Below are 17,868 nucleotides of genomic sequence, written 5' to 3' on the forward strand. Positions count from 1 at the left end.
CGCGTAAAGAAACTCGGTTTGGACGCCCGAAACCGTTACCCTATGCAGCTGATATTTTGTATTTCTTCGAGGTAGCACCCGTGTTTTCCCAATTCGCCCTGCACGAACGCCTGCTCAAAGCCGTGGCCGAGCTTAAATTTGTCGAGCCAACGCCTGTGCAGGCAGCGGCCATTCCGCTCGCGCTCGAAGGGCGTGACCTGCGGGTGACGGCGCAGACCGGCAGTGGCAAGACCGCTGCGTTCGTCCTGCCGATTCTCAATCGCCTGATCGGCCCGGCCAAAGTGCGGGTCAGCATCAAGACCCTGATCCTGCTGCCCACCCGCGAACTGGCCCAGCAAACCTTGAAGGAAGTGGAGCGCTTCTCGCAGTTCACCTTCATCAAGTCCGGCCTGATCACTGGCGGTGAAGACTTCAAGGTCCAGGCCGCCATGCTGCGCAAGGTGCCGGACATCCTGATCGGCACGCCGGGCCGCATGATCGAGCAACTCAACGCCGGTAATCTGGACCTCAAGGAAGTCGAAGTGCTGGTACTCGACGAAGCTGACCGCATGCTGGACATGGGCTTTGCCGACGACGTGCAGCGTTTGGTCAGTGAGTGCGTCAACCGTCAGCAGACCATGCTGTTCTCCGCCACCACCGGCGGCTCGACACTGCGCGACATGGTCGCCAAGGTCCTGAACAACCCCGAGCACCTGCAGGTCAACAACGTCAGCGACCTGAACGCGACGACGCGTCAGCAGATCGTCATGGCTGACCACAACGTGCACAAGGAACAGATCCTCAACTGGTTGCTGGCCAACGAGACCTATCAGAAGGCCATCGTGTTCACCAACACCCGTGCCGCTGCCGACCGCATCTACGGTCGCCTGGTGGCTCAGGAATACAAGGCGTTCGTGCTACACGGCGAGAAAGACCAGAAAGACCGCAAACTGGCCATCGACCGCCTCAAGGCGGGCGGCGTGAAAATTCTTGTGGCTACTGACGTTGCCGCGCGCGGTCTGGACGTGGATGGTCTGGACATGGTCATCAACTTTGACATGCCCCGCAGCGGCGACGAATACGTGCACCGTATCGGCCGCACCGGGCGTGCCGGCAACGATGGCCTGGCGATCTCGCTGATCTGCCACGGCGATTGGAACCTGATGTCGAGCATCGAGCGCTACCTCAAGCAGTCGTTCGAGCGCCGCACCATCAAGGAAGTCAAAGGCACCTACACCGGGCCGAAGAAGGTCAAGGCGTCGGGCAAGGCCGTTGGCGTGAAGAAGAAAAAAACCGACGCCAAGGGCGACAAGAAGAAAGCCGGCGCCAAGTCGCCGACCAAGCGCAAGATCGCTAATCGCCCAAAGACCGACAACCTGTCGCTCGTCAGCAAAGACGGCATGGCACCACTCAAGCGTCGCAAGCCGGAAGCACCGGCTGCGGAATAACGCTGTAGCAACAAAAAAACCGGACACTGTCCGGTTTTTTTATGCGCGATGTTGGGGGTTGCCGCGTGGAACGTCTGGGAATTTCAGGAAAGTTGCGTCCGTCCATTGAGCTGAACGCAGCGTCACGCTGCGGGTCACACGCTTACGGGCTACCTTTCAACGGCTCGCAGGAGGAATCAGGATGACGACTTACAACTGGGATTTGATCGAACGTTTGCTGCACGAAGTGCAGAACGGCGAGGGCAGCTTCGCTCCGCGTAAATACGCCGCGCAGGAAGCCGCCGGCAAGGCCATGGCAGGCGAGTCGGTTGGCAACCTTGATGCACTGAAAGACACCGCTGCAGGTTATGAAGCGCTGTTACTCGAGCGCGGGTTTATTGAATCGCGTCCGGAGGCAGAGGGCGGCAATGGCGAGAATTTTATCCTGACGCCACGGGGCTCGAGCCTGCTGTCGCTGATCGACAGCTCCATTCCTGGCGAGCATCACCCGCGTCATGTGCTGGACCAGCAGGAAGACGCGCTGCATGAAGCTACATTCGATGAGGTGGCTTCCAAAGCTGCCATTGCTGGCGGCGCGATCTGATTTATGCGGGAGGGGGCTTGCTCCCTCCCGCACTCAGTTAACAGCCTTCAGACACTTCAATGCTTTGAAGTCACTACGAACGCCGTCGATTTTTTGCGTGAGTTTGATGCGTTGCTGCTCGGAGCTCTGCGCCATCAAATCCATGATCAGGCTGCGCGCAGCCGCCTCGGTTTGTGCATAGGCGGCGCGATATTGCGGCGTCCACAAGCTTTCACGCTCCACCAGCAATTGCTGCACTTTCTGCGGGAAGTCGGCGCTTTGGCGCTGCTTGAGGGCGTCAATGAACTGGGCCTGCCAATGGGCACGGTTGCCGATCCAGGCGGTGTTCTGATCACCCAGTTCGGTTGACCAGGCCATCACGCGACTTTGCTGGCTGGCGCTGAGCGGTCCCATCCAGGCGTCCAGGCGTTTGTTCATGCGCTCGGCGCGCTCCTTGATCTGCTGGGGCAGCGGCGGTTTGAGGTATTCGTCCTGGCGTTTGCGCAGGTCCTTGGCCAGCGCGTCGTTCATTTCCTTGACCTGTTGGTCATCCAGCCCCTGCAGCAGTTGAATCGCCGACGGCGTGATCTCCCGCGCGATGTCGGCAATCGCCTGCTTGGCTTCGACGGTGCGCGCTTGCAGCGCTGCGTCGGTGACCTGATTGTCGTCAACCATCTGCTGCAAGCGATCTAGCCAATCCAGGTAACCCGGCAACTGCGTGGTGCAATGCCAGGCCAGGTGCTGCTTGAGGGTGTCGTTGAACCAGCTCTTCTGCCCGGCATTCATGTCCAGGTAATCGTTGAGGGTCCAGGGGATGATCACATCGAGATTGCGGTAGGCCAGGCCCACACGATTGCAGCCGGCGAGCACCAGGCTGAGCGTCAGCAGTACCACCAGAAGTTTGAGCCGGCTTAGCATGGGCGAGTCCTTGCGCAGAGGGGTTCACGTATCTGAACCTGCGCGGGGCGCGACAGTTCAGCCGATCAATAAAACGAGCGCGCGGCCTTCAAGGTCAACAGGCCATCGCATTGCGAGTTGTGCCCGGAGTAGGCCGAGCAGTCGCCGCCGCTCAGGCTGGAATCGCTGTAGATGAGGTCCAGATCGATGCCTTTCCACGCTCTGGAAAACTGTACTGACCAGTCGCTGAAGCTGCGAATCGAGCCGCTGTCTACCGAGACCGGGGTGCCCAGTTGATGGGTGGTGTACTTCATGCTCACCCCGATCCCGAAGGGCTGGGTGCCGCTGAGGTCGGCAAACAGCGTGCTGTCCTGACGGTCGGGGTCATTGCTGAAGGAGGCGCCGAAACGGTTGCCGAGCAGGTTGAGACCGCCGTAGAACTCCTGGCTGTCCAGTGGGCTGAGGGTGGGGTAGCTGTAGTGGATCAGGCCGACTTCGTAGCCCAGGGTCTGGTCGAAAGGATGTTTGAAGCCCATATACGAGTCGACTTCGAGGTCGCGGGAAGACGAAAGCCCCATGTTCGGCGAAAACTGGCCAAAATACAGGCCACTGTTGTGGCTCAAATCCAGGCCGCCATGGAAAGAGTCGCTGCCCGGCGAGGTCGGCTTGACCAGGCCCTGGGCCATGGAACGGCTCGGCGTGGTGCCCAACTTGAGGTCGAAGTCACCCCATTCGCGCTGGAAGATATGCGCTTCGGCGAGGGGGCTGGCGGCCAGGGCGCTGACCAGAAAAATGCATGGTTTGAACATGCTTCACTCCATGAAAAGCGAGGAGCAGTGGCAGAAAAAGTCGGGCAGATGCCCGCGCTAGACGTGTGCAAGCATAACGGCGAATGACCAGCGGGGAGACCCGTTCGTCGATTAGCGCAGTTTGAGGTGAAGCTGGAGGGTGTCTCGGATTCCAGTCCTAGCGCCTTGAGAGCAAGACGCATAGGGACCAGATGTGCTGCGCGGGTGTTACTTCTTGCCCAGGCTGATCTGCTTGGACGGGCCGAAAGTCTGGCCGCTCACGCCCTTGGCAATTTGCTGGATTTCGCCGCCGGACTTGAGGAAAGCAGCAATCTGGCTGTTGATCGATTCGCTGGTTTCAACCGCGGGAGCTGGCTTTGCTTTGCTGTTGGATGCTTTTACACGCATGGCGGCCACTAACCTGTAGAGAATTAACTTGGCCAGGCATCGTACAGGAAATACTTGACAATTGCTTGGCAAATATCCCCCGGAGACTGGGATTAACGCCGGCAATGAACGGCCGTTAATCGCCGAATTAAACGGCTAACTTACTGTTTTAAATCAGTTCATCAGGTCGTAGGGGGGGGCAGGCAGCTCGCCAGGATTCAGCTGAGTGATCAGACGAGCGGCCAGCGCCAGTATGACGCCATGCCCACCCGCGATTTTCGCCGGTCACGCGCGTGCCGGTCTCAACTCGGGTAGAATGCCGCCCACGTAATGAGGGTATTTGGAAATGGCTTTAGTCGGGCGCTACAACAGCTTGCAAGTGGTTAAACACACCAACTTCGGTTTGTACCTGGACGGTGCGCAGGATGGCGAAATCCTCTTGCCCAATCGGTATATCCCCAAGGATATTCCCAGTGAAGATGAAGACTGGCTTAACGTTTTCATCTATCTGGACAGCGATGACAAACTTATCGCCACGACGGAAAAACCCAAAGTTCAGGTGGGCGAATTCGCCAGTTTGAAAGTCGTTGAAGTCAACAGTATTGGTGTGTTCCTTGATTGGGGACTGCCCAAGGATCTGTTGCTGCCGTATTCGGAAGAAAAGCGCCAGTTGACCGCCGGCGAGTACTGCGTGGTGCACGTTTACCTCGACAAACACACCCGGCGCATTACTGCCACTGCGCGGCTTGACCGCTACCTCGACAAGACGCCGGCCAATTACCAGGTAGGCCAGGAAGTCGACCTGTTGGTGGCCGAGGCGACCGACATGGGCTTCAAGGCGATCATCAACAATAAACACTGGGGCCTGATTCACAAGAACGAAGTGTTCAAATTCCTGCGCCCGGGCAAGGAAGAGAAAGGCTTCATCAAGGAAATTCGCGCCGATGGCAACATCAGCCTGAGCCTGCAGCCGGTCGGCCAGGAAGCGGCGTCGAGCCTCAACTCCAAGATTCTCGCCAAGTTGCGTGACAACAACGGCACGTTGCCGGTCAGCGATAAAAGTGATCCTGCGGTTATCAGCAACTTGTTCGGCGTCAGCAAGGGCAACTTCAAGAAAGCGATTGGTGCGCTCTACAAGCAGGGTCAGATCGTGATTCACGCGGATCGCATTGAACTTAGCTGAGTAGGGTTTGCTCTTTGTAGGAGCGAGCTTGCTCGCGAAAAAGGAACATCCGCCCGTGCGATGTACCTGAAAACTTTTCGCGAGCAAGCTCGCTCCTACCGGGTCCTTCGTTATGTCCAAGAAAACGCTGTTTGCCTGCCTCGGCACCCTCGTTGCCTTCCTGATTCTCGACGGCCTGTGGCTTGGCGTGCTCATGGGCCCTACCTACAAATCCCTGCTAGGCCCGCTGATGCTTGATCAGCCGCGCGTGCTGCCTGCCGTGTTGTTCTATGTGCTCTATGTCATGGGTTGCGTGCTGTTCGTGGTATTGCCCAGCACCAGCTGGCAGCGCGCCGCGCGCATGGGCGCCTTGCTCGGACTGGTGGCCTACGGTACTTACGACCTGAGCAACTGGGCCACCTTACAAGGCTGGTCTGCCGGCCTTGCGGTGATGGACATGGCCTGGGGCACTTTCCTGACGGCAACCTGTTGCACGATCGGCTACCTGTGTGCACAACGAGTGCGCCGCTGATTGTGTACACAATTAATGTGCACCGTTGTTGAGCGCGGCGCCCGCAGTTAAGGTTCCGTGTATTGCTCTGGAGCGCTGTTGCAGAGGGATTGTGTGCTATTGGCACGCAATCTGCTGACTACCTCGTATACAAACCGTGCCGCCTCCCGTATGCACCCGTTATGGATGCGCAGGCCGGTATTTCGAGGAGCCCAGCGATGACCGAACAATTGCCCAACGGCTACAGCCCACGCCTGTATAACCAGGACCTGGGCCCGCTGCCGCAGAAATGGACCTGGTACAACATCTTCGCCTTCTGGATGAGCGACGTGCACAGCGTCGGCGGCTACGTGTTCGCCGCCAGCCTGTTTGCACTGGGCCTGGCCAGTTGGCAGGTGCTGATCGCGTTGCTGGCCGGCATTTGTATCGTGCAGTTGATTGCCAATCTGGTGGCAAAGCCGAGCCAGCAAGCCGCAGTGCCCTATCCGGTGATCTGCCGGCTGGCGTTCGGCGTGTTTGGGGCCAATATTCCCGCAGTGATTCGCGGACTGATTGCGGTGGCGTGGTATGGCATTCAGACGTATCTGGCGTCCAGTGCCCTGATCATCGTGGTGCTACGCTTTTTCCCGCAAATGGCGGTGTATGCAGAGCCGCACTTCGCAGGCCTGTCTTACCTGGGCTGGTTTGGTTTCCTGACGTTGTGGGTGTTGCAGGCGGCGGTATTCTGGGCCGGGATGGAGTCGATCCGTCGCTTTATCGACTGGGCGGGGCCGGTGGTGTACGCGGTGATGTTCGCCCTGGCCGGCTGGATCGTGTGGAAAGCGGGCTGGAGCAACATCAGCTTTACCCTGGCCGAAAAGTCACTGTCGGGCTGGCAGGCATTCGGTCAGGTGATCGTGGCGACTGCGCTGGTGGTGTCTTACTTCTCCGGGCCAACACTAAACTTCGGCGACTTCAGCCGTTACTGCCGCAGCATGCAGGATGTAAGGCGCGGCAACTTCTGGGGCCTGCCGATCAACTTCCTGGCGTTTTCTCTGGTGACCGTAGTGATCGTCTCGGGCACCTTGCCGGTGTTTGGTGAAATGCTGCATGACCCGATTGCCACCGTTTCGCGCATCGACAACGACATGGCGGTGCTGCTGGGCGCCTTTGCATTCGTCACCGCGACCATCGGCATCAACATCGTCGCCAATTTCGTGTCCCCGGCGTTTGATTTTGCCAATGTCGCGCCCAGCAAAATCAGCTGGCGCGCCGGTGGAATGATCGCGGCGGTAGCGTCGATCTTCATCACGCCCTGGAACCTGTTCAACAACCCGCTGATGATCCACTACACCCTGGATATCCTCGCGGCATTCATCGGGCCGTTGTTCGGGATTCTGCTGGTGGACTTCTACCTCATCAAAAAACAGAAAATCGATGTGGACGCACTGTTCGATGACAGCCCGAGCGGGCGCTACTACTTCGACGGCGGCGTGAACTGGACGGCGGTAAAAGCGCTGGTGCCGGCGACGCTGGTGGGGGTCGCGATCACGTTCACGCCGGCATTGCAGGGGATGGCCAACTTCGCCTGGTTTACCGGGTGCTTCCTGGGCGGCCTGTTTTTTCTGGTCCTGGCGCGCCGTGAGCAGGTGCGCGTTGGCGCCCCGATGGTTGCGGGCTGACCGGCCGCGCGTGATGGTTTGAACGAACGGTCAGGATCCAGATCCATTCAGTAATAGATTAGTTGTGGTTTCGTTCAAGCATTACGTAGGACTTAGGGCTACTATCAGTGTAGGAAACGGCGACATACATCCGCCGACTCGCACACCCTCAAGGGGGGCAACCATGAAAGAGAAAATCCATAACTGGCTCCATGACCTCGGCGTTGCACTTGGCTTGATCGAGCCGCCCTTGCAACCGGTGCCCATCCGCACCGATGACGATCAGCGTCGTCCGCGTCGCCGGTAAGCATTCTGTGTGGGAGCAGGGCTGCTCCCACATTCATTTTGTGGCGGGCATTAAACCGTGCGAGCCACAACCGACTCCGGTTTACGCGACAGCAGGCTCACCGCCAAAAACGTCACCAGCCCCACCGCCAGGCTGTAGTAGATCGGCGTGTTCGCATCCAGCCCATCCTTGAACATGAACACCAGCGCGGTCATAAAGCCCAACGCCATCGAGGCAATGGCCCCTGATGTGGTCGCACGTTTCCAGAAAATCGCCCCCATCAGCGGGATCAGCATGCCGCCCACCAGCAGGTTATAGGCCAGGGTCAGAGCGCTGATCACGTCACTTACCACCAACGCGATTCCCAGCACGACCGCCCCGGTCAGCAAGGTAAACAGGCGGTTGATGCCCAGGCTCGACTGTTTGCCACCGCGCAGCCGTGGCAGCAGGTCTTCTGTGAGGACGGTGGAGGCTGCCAGCAGGCTGGCGCTGGCGGTCGACATCATCGCCGCGAGGGCCGCAGCGATCACCAGGCCGCGGATGCCGTCCGGCAGCGAAAGTTTGACGATGGCGGCAAACGCGTTATTGACGTTATCCAGGTCCGGGATCAGCACATGCGCCGCCATGCCGATCAGAGCGCAGGCCAAGCCATAGACGATGCAGTAGAAACCGGCGAACGTGCCGGCGTACCGGGCGACCTTTTCGTCACGGGCAGTGAACACCCGCTGCCAGATATCCTGGCCGATCAGGATGCCGAAGAAGTAAATCATGAAGTAGGTGATGATCGTGTCCCAGCCGATTGCCGTGAAGCTGAAGCTCGACGCAGGCAACCGGTTTACCAGTTCATCCCAGCCACCGACGCGGTACAGGCAGATCGGCAGCAGGATGAACATCAGGCCGACGGTCTTGATCACGAACTGCACGATGTCGGTCAGCGTCAGTGACCACATGCCGCCGATAGCCGAATACACGACCACCACGCCACCGCCCAGCAGCAATGAGCTCCAGAAGGGCAGGTCGAACAGCACCTGCAGCACGGTGCAGATTCCCAGCACCGACGTCACACCCAGCATCACCGCATAAGCCAGCATGATCACCGCGCTGGCCTGGCGCGCCACGGGGTTGTAGCGCTTTTCCAGGACCTGGGTAACGGTGAAGATCTTCAGCTTGAGCAGCGGCTTGGCCAGGAACAGGTTCAGCGCAATGATCCCCATGCCCAGCGCCGCGCACAGCCAGAAGCCGGAAATGCCGTGCACGTAACCCAGACGCACGGTGCCGACGGTGGACGCGCCGCCCAGCACCGTGGCGGCCATGGTGCCCATGTACAGCGACGGGCCCAGGTTGCGCCCGGCCACCAGGTAGTCTTCGTGGGTTCTGGCGCGGCGCATGCCGTAATAGCCGAGCACGAGCATGCCGGCGGCGTAGATAAGTACGACGAATAAATCCAAAGCCATGACGGCGGTTCTCCAATTATATTTTTTGTGGGCGAGCTGGCGGCAGACGGCTGCGCAAATACGCGAAGCAAGGATCAGGTGCCTTGGGATCTGCGATCCCGTTGGCGGTCAGTGCGTGAGTGCTGTTTTTATTGTTTGCCTCATGAGTGCGCACATCAGCGGTGCGCCACGCCGGGCAGCACGCAGAGCATCTCGTACAGCAGGTTGGCGCCCAGTAGCGAGGTGTTGCCGGTGGTGTCATAGGGCGGTGAAACTTCTACCAAATCACAACCAATCAGGTCGAGGCCCTGGCAGCCACGGATGATTTCGATCGCCTGGATGGTGGTCAGCCCGCCGATTTCCGGAGTGCCGGTGCCAGGCGCCCAGGCCGGGTCGATGCCATCGATGTCAAAACTCAGGTACACCGGGCCGCCGCCGACCTTGTCGCGCACCTCGGCCATCAAAGGCGCGAGAGACTGATGCCAGCACTCTTCGGCCTGGACCACGCGAAAGCCCTGCTTGCGACTCCAGTTGAAGTCTTCGGCGGTATAGCCCTGAGCGCGCAGGCCGATCTGCACCACGCGGTCGCAATCGAGCAGGCCTTCCTCGACAGCGCGGCGGAAGGTAGTGCCGTGGGCGATTTTCTCGCCGAACATGTGATCGTTGACGTCGGCGTGGGCATCGATGTGCACCAGCCCGACCTTGCCGTGTTTCTTGTGGATGGCCCGCAAAATCGGCAGCGTGATGGTGTGATCGCCACCCAGGGTCAGGGGAATCACGTTGTGTTCGAGGATTTCATCGTAGGCTTGTTCGATGATGCGTACGGCGTCCAGCAGGTTGAAGGTGTTGATCGCCACGTCACCGATATCCGCCACCGATAGCGAATCGAACGGTGCGGCGCCGGTGGCCATGTTGTAGGGGCGGATCATCACCGATTCGGCGCGGATTTCGCGCGGCCCGAAGCGGGTGCCGGCGCGCAGCGAGGTGCCGATATCCAGCGGCACGCCGACAAAGGCGGCGTCCAGGCCTCTGGCCGTTGGCAGGTGCGGCAGGCGCATCATGGTGGCGATGCCGGCGAAGCGCGGCATTTCATTGCCGCCCAGTGGTTGATGGAAAGTCTTGTCCACGGGAGTGCCTCATCGTTTTTGTCTGTCAGGGGGCCGATTCTGCGAAAAGCGAACGAGGGGAAGAATCGGCAGCGGCAAATACTTAGTTCAGATTTTTCTAAACTGATACCCGGGGGGTAAACTCGCTTCAATTGTGTGTGCCTCTGGAGACTCCATGGCCAGCGCCTTGCCCGACCTGAAACTCCTGCGCATCTTCGTCAGCGTCGTGCGGCACCAGGGGTTCGCCACTGCCCAGCACGAACTCAACCTGTCCACCTCGGCCATCTCCACCTACATGAGCCAGTTGGAAGCGGCGTTGGGCCTGGTGCTGTGCCATCGTGGCCGAGGCGGCTTCAGCCTCACCAGCAAGGGCGAACTGTTTCATCAGGAAACCCTGCGCCTGCTCGGCGAGCTCGAAGGCTTCGAACAATACGCCGCCGCGTTGAAGGGTGAATTGCGTGGCACCCTCAGGCTCGGTGTGCTCGACTCCACGGTCAGCGACAAGGCCCTGCCGTTCGCTGAAGTGATCGGCGCTTACAGCCTCGAACACCCGGCAGTGCATCTGCATTTGTCGGTGATGAGCCCTTACGAGCTGCAGCTCGGCGTGCAGGACAACCGCCTGGACCTGGCCATTGGCGCCTTCTCCAACCGCATGAGCGGGCTGATCTACATGCCGCTGTACCGCGAGCAGCACTGGTTGTATTGCAGCACGCGTCATCCCTTGTTCAACGAGCGGCGTATCCCCGAGCAGGTGATCACCCAGCAGCGTATGGTCGGACGCGGTTATTGGAGCCAGGCGGAGCTGGCGCGCCATGGCTTCAAGCACAGCGCCGCTACCGTGGAAAGCATGGAGGCGCAGCTGATCCTGGTGCTGTCCGGCGCCTATATCGGTTACCTGCCCGAACACTATGCCCAGGCCTGGGCCGACAAGGGCGACCTGCGCGTGCTGTTGCCGGCGACCTTTGGTTACCAGGCGCCGTTCTCGATGATCATGCGCCGTGGCCGCAGCCGCGAGCCGCTGATCCAGACCTTCCGCGACCTGCTCAAGGCGCAGCTCAACCAGGCTCGATAACCCATGTCCAGACCCCAATGCTCCCGTTGCCTCAGGCCTGCCAGCCATTGCCTGTGCGCGCTGATCCCCTGCCTGGACAGCCGCACCCGCGTGTTGCTGTTGCAGCATCCGAGCGAGGTCAACCATGCGCTCAATACCGCTCGGCTCGCCGCATTGGGCCTCACCAATGCGCAGTTGCGGGTGGGCGAGGTGTTCGATGACCTGGCGACCTTGTTGAATCCGCCCGGTTATCAGGCGCGGCTGTTGTTCCCGGCCGATGCTGCGCAGCCGTTGCAGGCCTACGCCCCGGGCGACCAGCCACTGTTGCTGGTGGTGCCCGATGGCACCTGGCGCAAGGCGCGCAAGTTGCTGCACCTGAACCCGTTGCTGGCGGCATTGCCCCGGGTCACGCTCGCTGAGGGCGGCGTGTCGCGCTATCGATTGCGCAAGGCACCGGGGCCGGGCGCGCTGTCGACGGTGGAGGCGATTGTGCAGGCGCTGCAGGTGCTGGAAGCGCCGCAGTCGTTCGAGCCGCTGCTCAAGCCCTTCGAGGCGCTGATCGAAGGGCAGATTGCAGCGATGGGCTCGGCGGTTTTCGAAAAAAACCACGGCGCTACATAGCTACCGGGCGTGGCGTCAGTGAGGGGATAGGCTGGGCTTTTCAGGAATATCCGAAATGCTCGACCCCACTCAACAGCCTGCCCCCCAAGACCCGTTGGCCCGGTTCGTGGCTGAGCGCCGCGCGCCATTGATGACGCGTTCGGAATGGTCAGCCTTGCAAAATCTGGATGTTCTGCGAGGCAAGCTGGACGTGTTTTTTGGCGCGCTCAACGACGCGGAGAAGTACGCTTATGTGCGCCTGCAACGAGCCTGGATTGATGCACAGCGCAGCGTGGAAAAAGACGTCAAGGCGCTGACTCATGCCTTCGAGCAGCAGACCATGGCGTTGTTACGCGCCCAGTTGCAGGCCTTGACCGGGCAGGATATCGATCCCGTCAACACGCGCATTCATACCCGTTACCTGCAGCCAGAACAGCGTGTGCGGCGCGCAGCCCATGGCGAGAAGGGCGAGGGTGTGGTGAAGGTCGCCAGCCTCAGTCTGTGGGACGCGGCCTGCCTGAACTATGACGGCCTGACCGGTTGGAGCTATCCGGGCCGTACCGGCCTGGCGGATGCCAGTTATCTGGATGCCCATGTCAATGCGACCGCCGCTGAGTTTATTGCGCTGGTGCGCAGGCTCGATCTGGGTGGGCAGTTGCGCCAACGCTTGGATGACGGGCTCAAGCCCAACGGCTCAGTGGGTAACAGTGTGATGGGGCTGGCAAAGGCGGAGTTTGATTTCGCCCTGATAGACGCGCTGAAAAACACGGCTGCCAGCGGTATTGACCGAGAAAAGTATCAGTGGGTCAAGCGTGCGTTGAGCGGTGAGGCACGCTGGGGATCGATGGAAGAAATGCTGCTGTTTATCCCTCACGGTGTCGACAATGTGAGCTGGGTGCCTCAGCCCATGGGGCTCACCGGACACTATGTGCGTCCGCCACCAGGTGACAGGCTGAGCATTCCCCACCTGGTGTTTTCCATCACTGGCTGCAAGGGGGCGTTCAGTTTTTTTCCCAGTCGTCCGGGCGGCGCCTTGCGCCATTTTCAGAGCCACCGCAGGGCTTGCGAGCATTTTCATGTGGCCTTCGACAGCGCGTATCGCCAGGGAGATGTCGACTGGCTGTACCCGATGATGTTGCTGCGCGACTGCGCGCGTCTGAAGCGAATCGCCAAGACCACTGCGCCGCCTGCCGACCTTGAAGGGGTCGCCCATTTGATTTACCGATTGGCGCAAAGCATTCCGGCAGTCGATACCCTCGGAAAGATTGGCTATGTCAGAGAAACGGTGGAGAAGGTGCCCGTCGTCAGTCTCAACGATTTCTACATCAAGCGGTGTCGAGCCAATCTGCAGGAAATGGCCCATCAAACGCCGGGCTTCATGCCGACGCTGATCGAGGTGTTCAAGACCCTGGCGCTCGAAATCCTCAATGTGCTTTTAATTCCAGTGCCGGGCGCTTTGAAAGGGTTGGGACGGGTGCGCACCATTGCGATGTTCGTGGCCCTTGAGCAAGCGCTGGTCGAGGGCGGCAGTCAGGCGATGCAAGGCGAGCCGGGCGACTTGCTCCAGGGCTTCGCGGACCTGGCCGATCTGCTCATCAGCGGGCGTTTGCACACGCGTCTGGCTAAAAGCGTGCAGCGTCGTCACCAGCGTTTGTATCGGCGATTATCCGACGCACGTAGCGCCACTGAGCAGCGCGAGCCAAGCGCCGGCAAGGTGCTCGAAACAATGCTCGGTTCCCCGGACGCACCCGCCCGAGCGATGGAGGTGATCCTTTCGAGCAGTGCCACCTCGCAGCAGACGCTTGGCCAGGTATGGGCCGGAGCGCAACCCTCGGCTTCGCTGGTGGACGCCGTCGAGCGGTTCCAGGCTGATCGGCTGATTGAATGGGTTGCCGAGGGTGGTGACTCCACGCGTACCGTGCCGGTTGCAGCCGTTGACGTGCTCGCGCCGTTGCTCACCCAACTGTCGGCCTGGCCGGCGGACACCTCGCTGAGCATTGCAAACCAGCAGGGCGTGGAGGTGCGGCGCTACAGCAAGGGCGCCTCTGTCATGCCAACCGCCGTGGTCAGCGTGACCGCACTGGAAAACCATCAGTTCGCCTACGGCACTCCACAGCGTTTCACTGCGCATCTGCCCAGCGCAATCATCGAGCTGTTACCAGAGTATTTCCCGGCGGGCGACCACGCGCTTGGCCAACAATTGGCCGTGCAAGCCAGGGCCCGCAAAACCGACCTGTTCGAAGCGCTCACACGGTTTGCCGAGCTCAGCCGTTCGGCGGCCAGCGGGGTCAGCGTGGCGGTACATGCCTTGCTGCCCGATCGCGTTACGCCGGACACTCCGGTGCCCGCCGTGATTACCCAACTGCGCGCGCTGCACCCCGACCTTAGCCTGGCGCGATTGCTTGAGGTATTGCGTGAGCATCCGCTCTCCGAGCACCAACAGACCCAACTGCTGGAGTCGCAACTGCAACCCGAGGCGCTTTACCTGGCGTTGCGCGCGGTCCGGGGAGTGGCACGCCGGGAGAAGATCATCGATGGGCTGTTTCACGGGCGACGCTTCGACCGTCAAACCTGCCACTGGGCCACCGAATTTGCCGACGGGGTGCTGCGCGACCTGACCGGCCAACAATTGGTGGTCAGCCCCGCCGGGCAAGCGGTCCCCTACGTGTCCAAGGGGCCTGCGGATCGCAATGTGGTGGTTATCGATCAGTTGCGCGGGCGTTTTGCGGCATATAACCATCATGCGCTGCGCACCGGAGCGACATTCATGGGAGCAGACAGCTTTTATGATGCAATCATCAGCCGGCTCTCGGCAGGCGACCGCCTGCAACTGGGGCTAAGTGCGTTGCAGGGCGTTGCCGACCTGCGTCATCAGGTCGCCCACGCAATGCTGCGCAACCGTGCGCCTGATGGATCGTTCTACCCCTATCGGCGTGAAATTGAGCATTACGCCACCACCGCCGACACCACCGGTATCGTCCCCGAACCTGACGCATTGGGTCTTTACCGAAGGGGACCGGACCGTTACCTGTTTATCGAGGGCGAGTATTTCAAGGTTTTCGAAGACCAGCCGCTCGGCTGCTGGCGCATCCAGCATCCGTCTTTGGACGACGCGTATGCCCCGGTACTGACCCACAATGGCGCCGGTGCCTGGCGACATGAATGGGAAAATCCGCTGACCTGGGATGGGCAAAGACCCTTTTATCGCCTGGGGCCTTTGACGCGAGCGTTATCGCCGGACGCCATTGAGCAGATCCAGCAGATCAGCGCAGTGACGCCGGACATGTTGCGGCGGGTGCATGTGCGCAACGAACCCCCGCCGGCGATTCTGGTGGACACCATTGAGCGTTACACGCTGCAGCAGCGAGTGATGACCGGTGTGGAAACTGGCCGGGATTTTTTTGATGAGGTGCTGGGCGAGGTAGGCCCTGATCTGGCCGATGAGCTAGTGGGGCGTGCAGGTCTCACGCGTGCCGATCAGGTGGCGGCGCTGGAAGCCAGGGTCAATGTCGACAAGCCGCAGATGGAGCGGCATTTCTACAAGGCACTGCGTCATACAAAAACGCTGCCGTCGACAAACCCTCATGCTCGCGTGCTGCAGCGTTATTTTCCTGGTTTGTCGGCATGGGACGCCACCAGGCTGGTCTACAAAATCACCCCGGCAGAGCAGCGAAGCCTGGAGGCAGGGCGTCTTCCATTAAGCCTGACGCTGGATATCCGTTGGGCACAGGAGCATTCGCGCAGAGCCCGTGCCGTGGACGGCTTGTATACAAGGCTGGCGGCTAATGAGGACAGCACCAGGCTGATCATGCGTGCGCTGCCGGACCTCCAGGGCTGGCCTGACCACCTGCGCGTAGAGGTGTGGGAAAGAGGTCGGCTGATTGACAGCGTCGGCCCCGAGGGTGCCGTACTCAGGCGAATGCTTGAACCCGTTTCTCATCGCTACCAGGCGTACACGCTGCAAAAAAACGGTGAACGGCTAGCGGTGGGAAGCCCCGGACCGTTTTTGACGGTTTTGTTGGCGGCGTTGCCAACGGCTGAACGCCAGGCGTTGGGCTACACCCACGCAGCCGGTCCCGAGGAGCTTTTACGCTGTATTGCAGATCGCGAACGACACATCTTGGAGAGCGCTGAGCCTGGGTTCGACATTGACCGTCGGCCACGCTTCAACCCGCCGCGACGTACAGCTGACGGGCGCATCGGTTACCCCCTCAGTGGCGGTGAAGAACTTGGACCGGTAGCGCGTGAGCAGATCGCCCGGTTGCGCGGGTTGTACCCCGCCAAGAGCGACGATGAGGTGCTGCAGTTACTACGCGAGGCGGGTGACTCGACCGACGAGCGCACTACAATGATCGACTATCTGGTGCGTGAACAACGTGCGCTCGACGTGGACCTGCAGCAATGGCGCGATGCCGCATCGGCCGGCGCGAGCGACGCCATATCCGTCCGCTCGCGGGCGCTGGCGGTGGCCCGGATTCAGCGTTGCTGGGCCAAGGAAGGCTTGACGCCGGGCATTGTCGAAGAGCTCAACCTGGATGATCTGGAGCTGACAAGCCTGCCGACACTGAGGGCCCACTTCGGCCATGTGACAGTGCTGAACGTCAACGGCAATTCTCTGAGCGCATTACCTGAGCGGTTTCTGCAAAGCTTCCCCGGACTTCGGGTGATTTCCTTCAAGGGTAACCGCCTCACTCATCTGCCGGATATGGACGGGTTGGCTCACCTTGCGGTGCTCAACCTTTCGAATAATCTGCTCCGGCTTGATCTGCGGGACGAGTTTCGACTGGCTGCGCTGACCGGTTTGAGGAACCTTGATTTATCGGTCAATCCACTGGGCCAGGGACGGCGGCTGTCGCTCTATCCGTTAAGGCGATTGCGTGAGCTGGGCCTGCGCAATTGCGGTCTGGACCGGCTGCCGCGTGGCGCCGTGACCCTGCAGACACTGCGCAGTTTTGACCTGCGCAACAATGCAATCAGGGAGTTGGCCGAGACGGACTTGTTCATCTACCCCCAGGTTCATCGGGCGATGAATCTGCGGGGTAATCCGCTTTCGCCGCAGGCACGACAGCTATTGCGGCGAATCGGTGAGCGGCAGGGGCAGCCAGACGTTGATTTCGGGCTGTGGGCGCCCGCCGCTTCGTTCGACCAGCGCGCGGATCGTTGGTTGGCGTTGCTGCCCCCTGGCGACGTGCAGGCGCGGCAGCTGGAGTGGGCAGCCTTGCAGGAACAGCCCATGGCGGACTGTTTTTTCGAGTTGTTGGGCAATATCGCTGATTATTCGCTGTTCGCTGATGTGGGCCATCGCGCCCTGCGTGAAACCATCACGCGGCGGGTCTGGAGGTTGATCGACGAAGCTTTGTTTCACGGGGGAGGGGAGCAGATTTACTCCGTGCGGCCCTATGGTTACATGAGCGGAGGAATCGACGGTTGGCTGTTGAGCCTGCATGAGTTGGAATTGCTCAGGCTGCCCTATCGAATGCTTGCCACGGACGTCCAAAACGCCGGGCCGGCGTTTGTGCATTATTACCGGGCGCTGCGCCGGATGGACGCCATCAGCGAGCATGTCCGTCGCCACTTCCCGGGCCAGACACTCTGGCAGGCCTGTACGCGAATCCACAGTTATCGCATCGCTCTGGCGACCAGCCTTGATCTGCCGCTGGTGCTTGTTTCACGCTTCAACATCCCCTTGGCACAGCCCGACGGCGCCTCCGTGGATATGCTGCGCACGCGCATCCTGCGTGAAGAAGTCGGCATGAACTGGTCTCTGCACTTGCGCAAGGAGGAGCATTGGGTGGAATTTCTGAAGCGCAAATACCGCAGCCGATTTGCCGCTGCACTGCGCGGCTATGATCGGCTGCTGGAGATCGCCAGCAACAAGGTTGCAGACGCTGTGATGACGGAGGGCGAATACCTGCGCTATGTCCAAACCCTGCGGGCAGCCAGGTTAACGGCCGAAAACGCGGTGGTAGCGGAGCTGACCGACCGCGAGTGGACGGATTTTGTCACCGGCTGATTTGG

At 60.5% G+C, this 17,868-nt stretch carries 14 protein-coding genes; 9 read left to right on the plus strand and 5 right to left on the minus strand.

Annotated elements, in window-relative coordinates:
- Positions 1–80: 80 nt before the first annotated feature.
- Together TU75_RS09645 and TU75_RS09650 are read left to right on the plus strand one after the other, a co-directional pair.
- On the plus strand, positions 81–1,427 hold the full coding sequence (locus TU75_RS09645; RefSeq protein WP_003230485.1) for a DEAD/DEAH box helicase: 1,347 nt from the start codon (positions 81–83) through the stop codon (positions 1,425–1,427).
- A 181-nt stretch (positions 1,428–1,608) separates the two neighbouring features.
- Complete coding sequence (locus tag TU75_RS09650) at positions 1,609–2,010, plus strand: hypothetical protein (protein WP_003230487.1); 402 nt, start codon at positions 1,609–1,611, stop codon at positions 2,008–2,010.
- A 33-nt stretch (positions 2,011–2,043) separates the two neighbouring features.
- Here the strand turns inward: TU75_RS09650 and TU75_RS09655 are convergent, their stop codons facing one another.
- The 3 genes from TU75_RS09655 to TU75_RS09665 all read right to left on the minus strand — a co-directional run bounded on the left by TU75_RS09655 (position 2,044) and on the right by TU75_RS09665 (position 4,082).
- The gene (locus tag TU75_RS09655) at positions 2,044–2,907 is read right to left on the minus strand and encodes a DUF6279 family lipoprotein (RefSeq protein ID WP_060548796.1); all 864 of its coding nucleotides are present in this window, start codon (positions 2,905–2,907) and stop codon (positions 2,044–2,046) included.
- Positions 2,908–2,972: 65 nt separating this feature from the next.
- Positions 2,973–3,695, minus strand: a complete 723-nt coding sequence (locus TU75_RS09660) for a TorF family putative porin (protein WP_003230490.1) — start codon at positions 3,693–3,695, stop codon at positions 2,973–2,975.
- Positions 3,696–3,902: 207 nt separating this feature from the next.
- Positions 3,903–4,082, minus strand: coding sequence for a hypothetical protein (locus TU75_RS09665; RefSeq protein WP_003193095.1), 180 nt, complete (start codon positions 4,080–4,082; stop codon positions 3,903–3,905).
- Positions 4,083–4,407: 325 nt separating this feature from the next.
- Here TU75_RS09665 and TU75_RS09670 point away from each other — a divergent pair, with 325 nt between their 5' ends.
- The 4 genes from TU75_RS09670 (at position 4,408) to TU75_RS28305 (ending at position 7,681) form a co-directional block, all read left to right on the plus strand.
- On the plus strand, positions 4,408–5,244 hold the full coding sequence (locus tag TU75_RS09670) for a CvfB family protein (RefSeq protein WP_003230492.1): 837 nt from the start codon (positions 4,408–4,410) through the stop codon (positions 5,242–5,244).
- Positions 5,245–5,356: 112 nt separating this feature from the next.
- Positions 5,357–5,755 carry a DUF2177 family protein gene (locus TU75_RS09675; protein ID WP_060548797.1) on the plus strand — a complete coding sequence of 133 codons (399 nt, stop codon included), beginning with the start codon at positions 5,357–5,359 and terminating at the stop codon, positions 5,753–5,755.
- 197 nt (positions 5,756–5,952) lie between these two features.
- On the plus strand, positions 5,953–7,395 hold the full coding sequence (locus tag TU75_RS09680) for an NCS1 family nucleobase:cation symporter-1 (protein WP_003230495.1): 1,443 nt from the start codon (positions 5,953–5,955) through the stop codon (positions 7,393–7,395).
- 163 nt (positions 7,396–7,558) lie between these two features.
- A complete protein-coding gene (locus tag TU75_RS28305) occupies positions 7,559–7,681 on the plus strand; it encodes a PA1414 family protein (RefSeq protein ID WP_003230497.1) in 123 nt (40 codons plus the stop codon).
- Positions 7,682–7,731: 50 nt separating this feature from the next.
- On the opposite strand, the gene TU75_RS09685 is transcribed toward TU75_RS28305, so the two are convergent.
- Both TU75_RS09685 and speB read right to left on the minus strand, forming a co-directional pair.
- Complete coding sequence (locus TU75_RS09685; RefSeq protein ID WP_060548798.1) at positions 7,732–9,114, minus strand: sodium:solute symporter family protein; 1,383 nt, start codon at positions 9,112–9,114, stop codon at positions 7,732–7,734.
- Positions 9,115–9,269: 155 nt separating this feature from the next.
- On the minus strand, positions 9,270–10,220 hold the full coding sequence (speB, locus tag TU75_RS09690; RefSeq protein ID WP_060548799.1) for an agmatinase: 951 nt from the start codon (positions 10,218–10,220) through the stop codon (positions 9,270–9,272).
- Between the two features lie 154 nt (positions 10,221–10,374).
- Between speB and TU75_RS09695 the strand changes: the two genes are divergently transcribed.
- From TU75_RS09695 to TU75_RS09705, 3 genes are read left to right on the plus strand one after another with little or no spacing between them, the layout of a single operon-like run.
- Positions 10,375–11,271, plus strand: a complete 897-nt coding sequence (locus tag TU75_RS09695; protein WP_015372618.1) for a LysR family transcriptional regulator — start codon at positions 10,375–10,377, stop codon at positions 11,269–11,271.
- 3 nt (positions 11,272–11,274) lie between these two features.
- Positions 11,275–11,871, plus strand: coding sequence for a tRNA-uridine aminocarboxypropyltransferase (locus tag TU75_RS09700; RefSeq protein WP_003230504.1), 597 nt, complete (start codon positions 11,275–11,277; stop codon positions 11,869–11,871).
- Between the two features lie 55 nt (positions 11,872–11,926).
- Positions 11,927–17,863: a dermonecrotic toxin domain-containing protein gene (locus TU75_RS09705; RefSeq protein WP_060548800.1), complete on the plus strand. Its 5,937-nt coding sequence runs from the start codon at positions 11,927–11,929 to the stop codon at positions 17,861–17,863.
- The last annotated feature ends 5 nt before the right edge of the window (positions 17,864–17,868 follow it).

The organism is Pseudomonas poae (genome assembly GCF_001439785.1).
Lineage (GTDB): Bacteria > Pseudomonadota > Gammaproteobacteria > Pseudomonadales > Pseudomonadaceae > Aquipseudomonas > Aquipseudomonas poae.

Excerpts from the sequence above, each read along its gene's own strand:
- TU75_RS09660 (WP_003230490.1), bottom strand. The coding sequence starts at position 3,695 with ATGTTCAAACCATGCATTTTTCTGGTCAGCGCCCTGGCCGCCAGCCCC.
- TU75_RS09650 (WP_003230487.1), top strand. The coding sequence starts at position 1,609 with ATGACGACTTACAACTGGGATTTGATCGAACGTTTGCTGCACGAAGTG.
- TU75_RS09655 (WP_060548796.1), bottom strand. The coding sequence starts at position 2,907 with ATGCTAAGCCGGCTCAAACTTCTGGTGGTACTGCTGACGCTCAGCCTG.
- TU75_RS09670 (WP_003230492.1), top strand. The coding sequence starts at position 4,408 with ATGGCTTTAGTCGGGCGCTACAACAGCTTGCAAGTGGTTAAACACACC.
- TU75_RS09685 (WP_060548798.1), bottom strand. The coding sequence starts at position 9,114 with ATGGCTTTGGATTTATTCGTCGTACTTATCTACGCCGCCGGCATGCTC.
- TU75_RS09680 (WP_003230495.1), top strand. The coding sequence starts at position 5,953 with ATGACCGAACAATTGCCCAACGGCTACAGCCCACGCCTGTATAACCAG.
- TU75_RS09665 (WP_003193095.1), bottom strand. The coding sequence starts at position 4,082 with ATGCGTGTAAAAGCATCCAACAGCAAAGCAAAGCCAGCTCCCGCGGTT.
- TU75_RS09700 (WP_003230504.1), top strand. The coding sequence starts at position 11,275 with ATGTCCAGACCCCAATGCTCCCGTTGCCTCAGGCCTGCCAGCCATTGC.
- TU75_RS09695 (WP_015372618.1), top strand. The coding sequence starts at position 10,375 with ATGGCCAGCGCCTTGCCCGACCTGAAACTCCTGCGCATCTTCGTCAGC.
- TU75_RS28305 (WP_003230497.1), top strand. The coding sequence starts at position 7,559 with ATGAAAGAGAAAATCCATAACTGGCTCCATGACCTCGGCGTTGCACTT.
- TU75_RS09675 (WP_060548797.1), top strand. The coding sequence starts at position 5,357 with ATGTCCAAGAAAACGCTGTTTGCCTGCCTCGGCACCCTCGTTGCCTTC.
- TU75_RS09705 (WP_060548800.1), top strand. The coding sequence starts at position 11,927 with ATGCTCGACCCCACTCAACAGCCTGCCCCCCAAGACCCGTTGGCCCGG.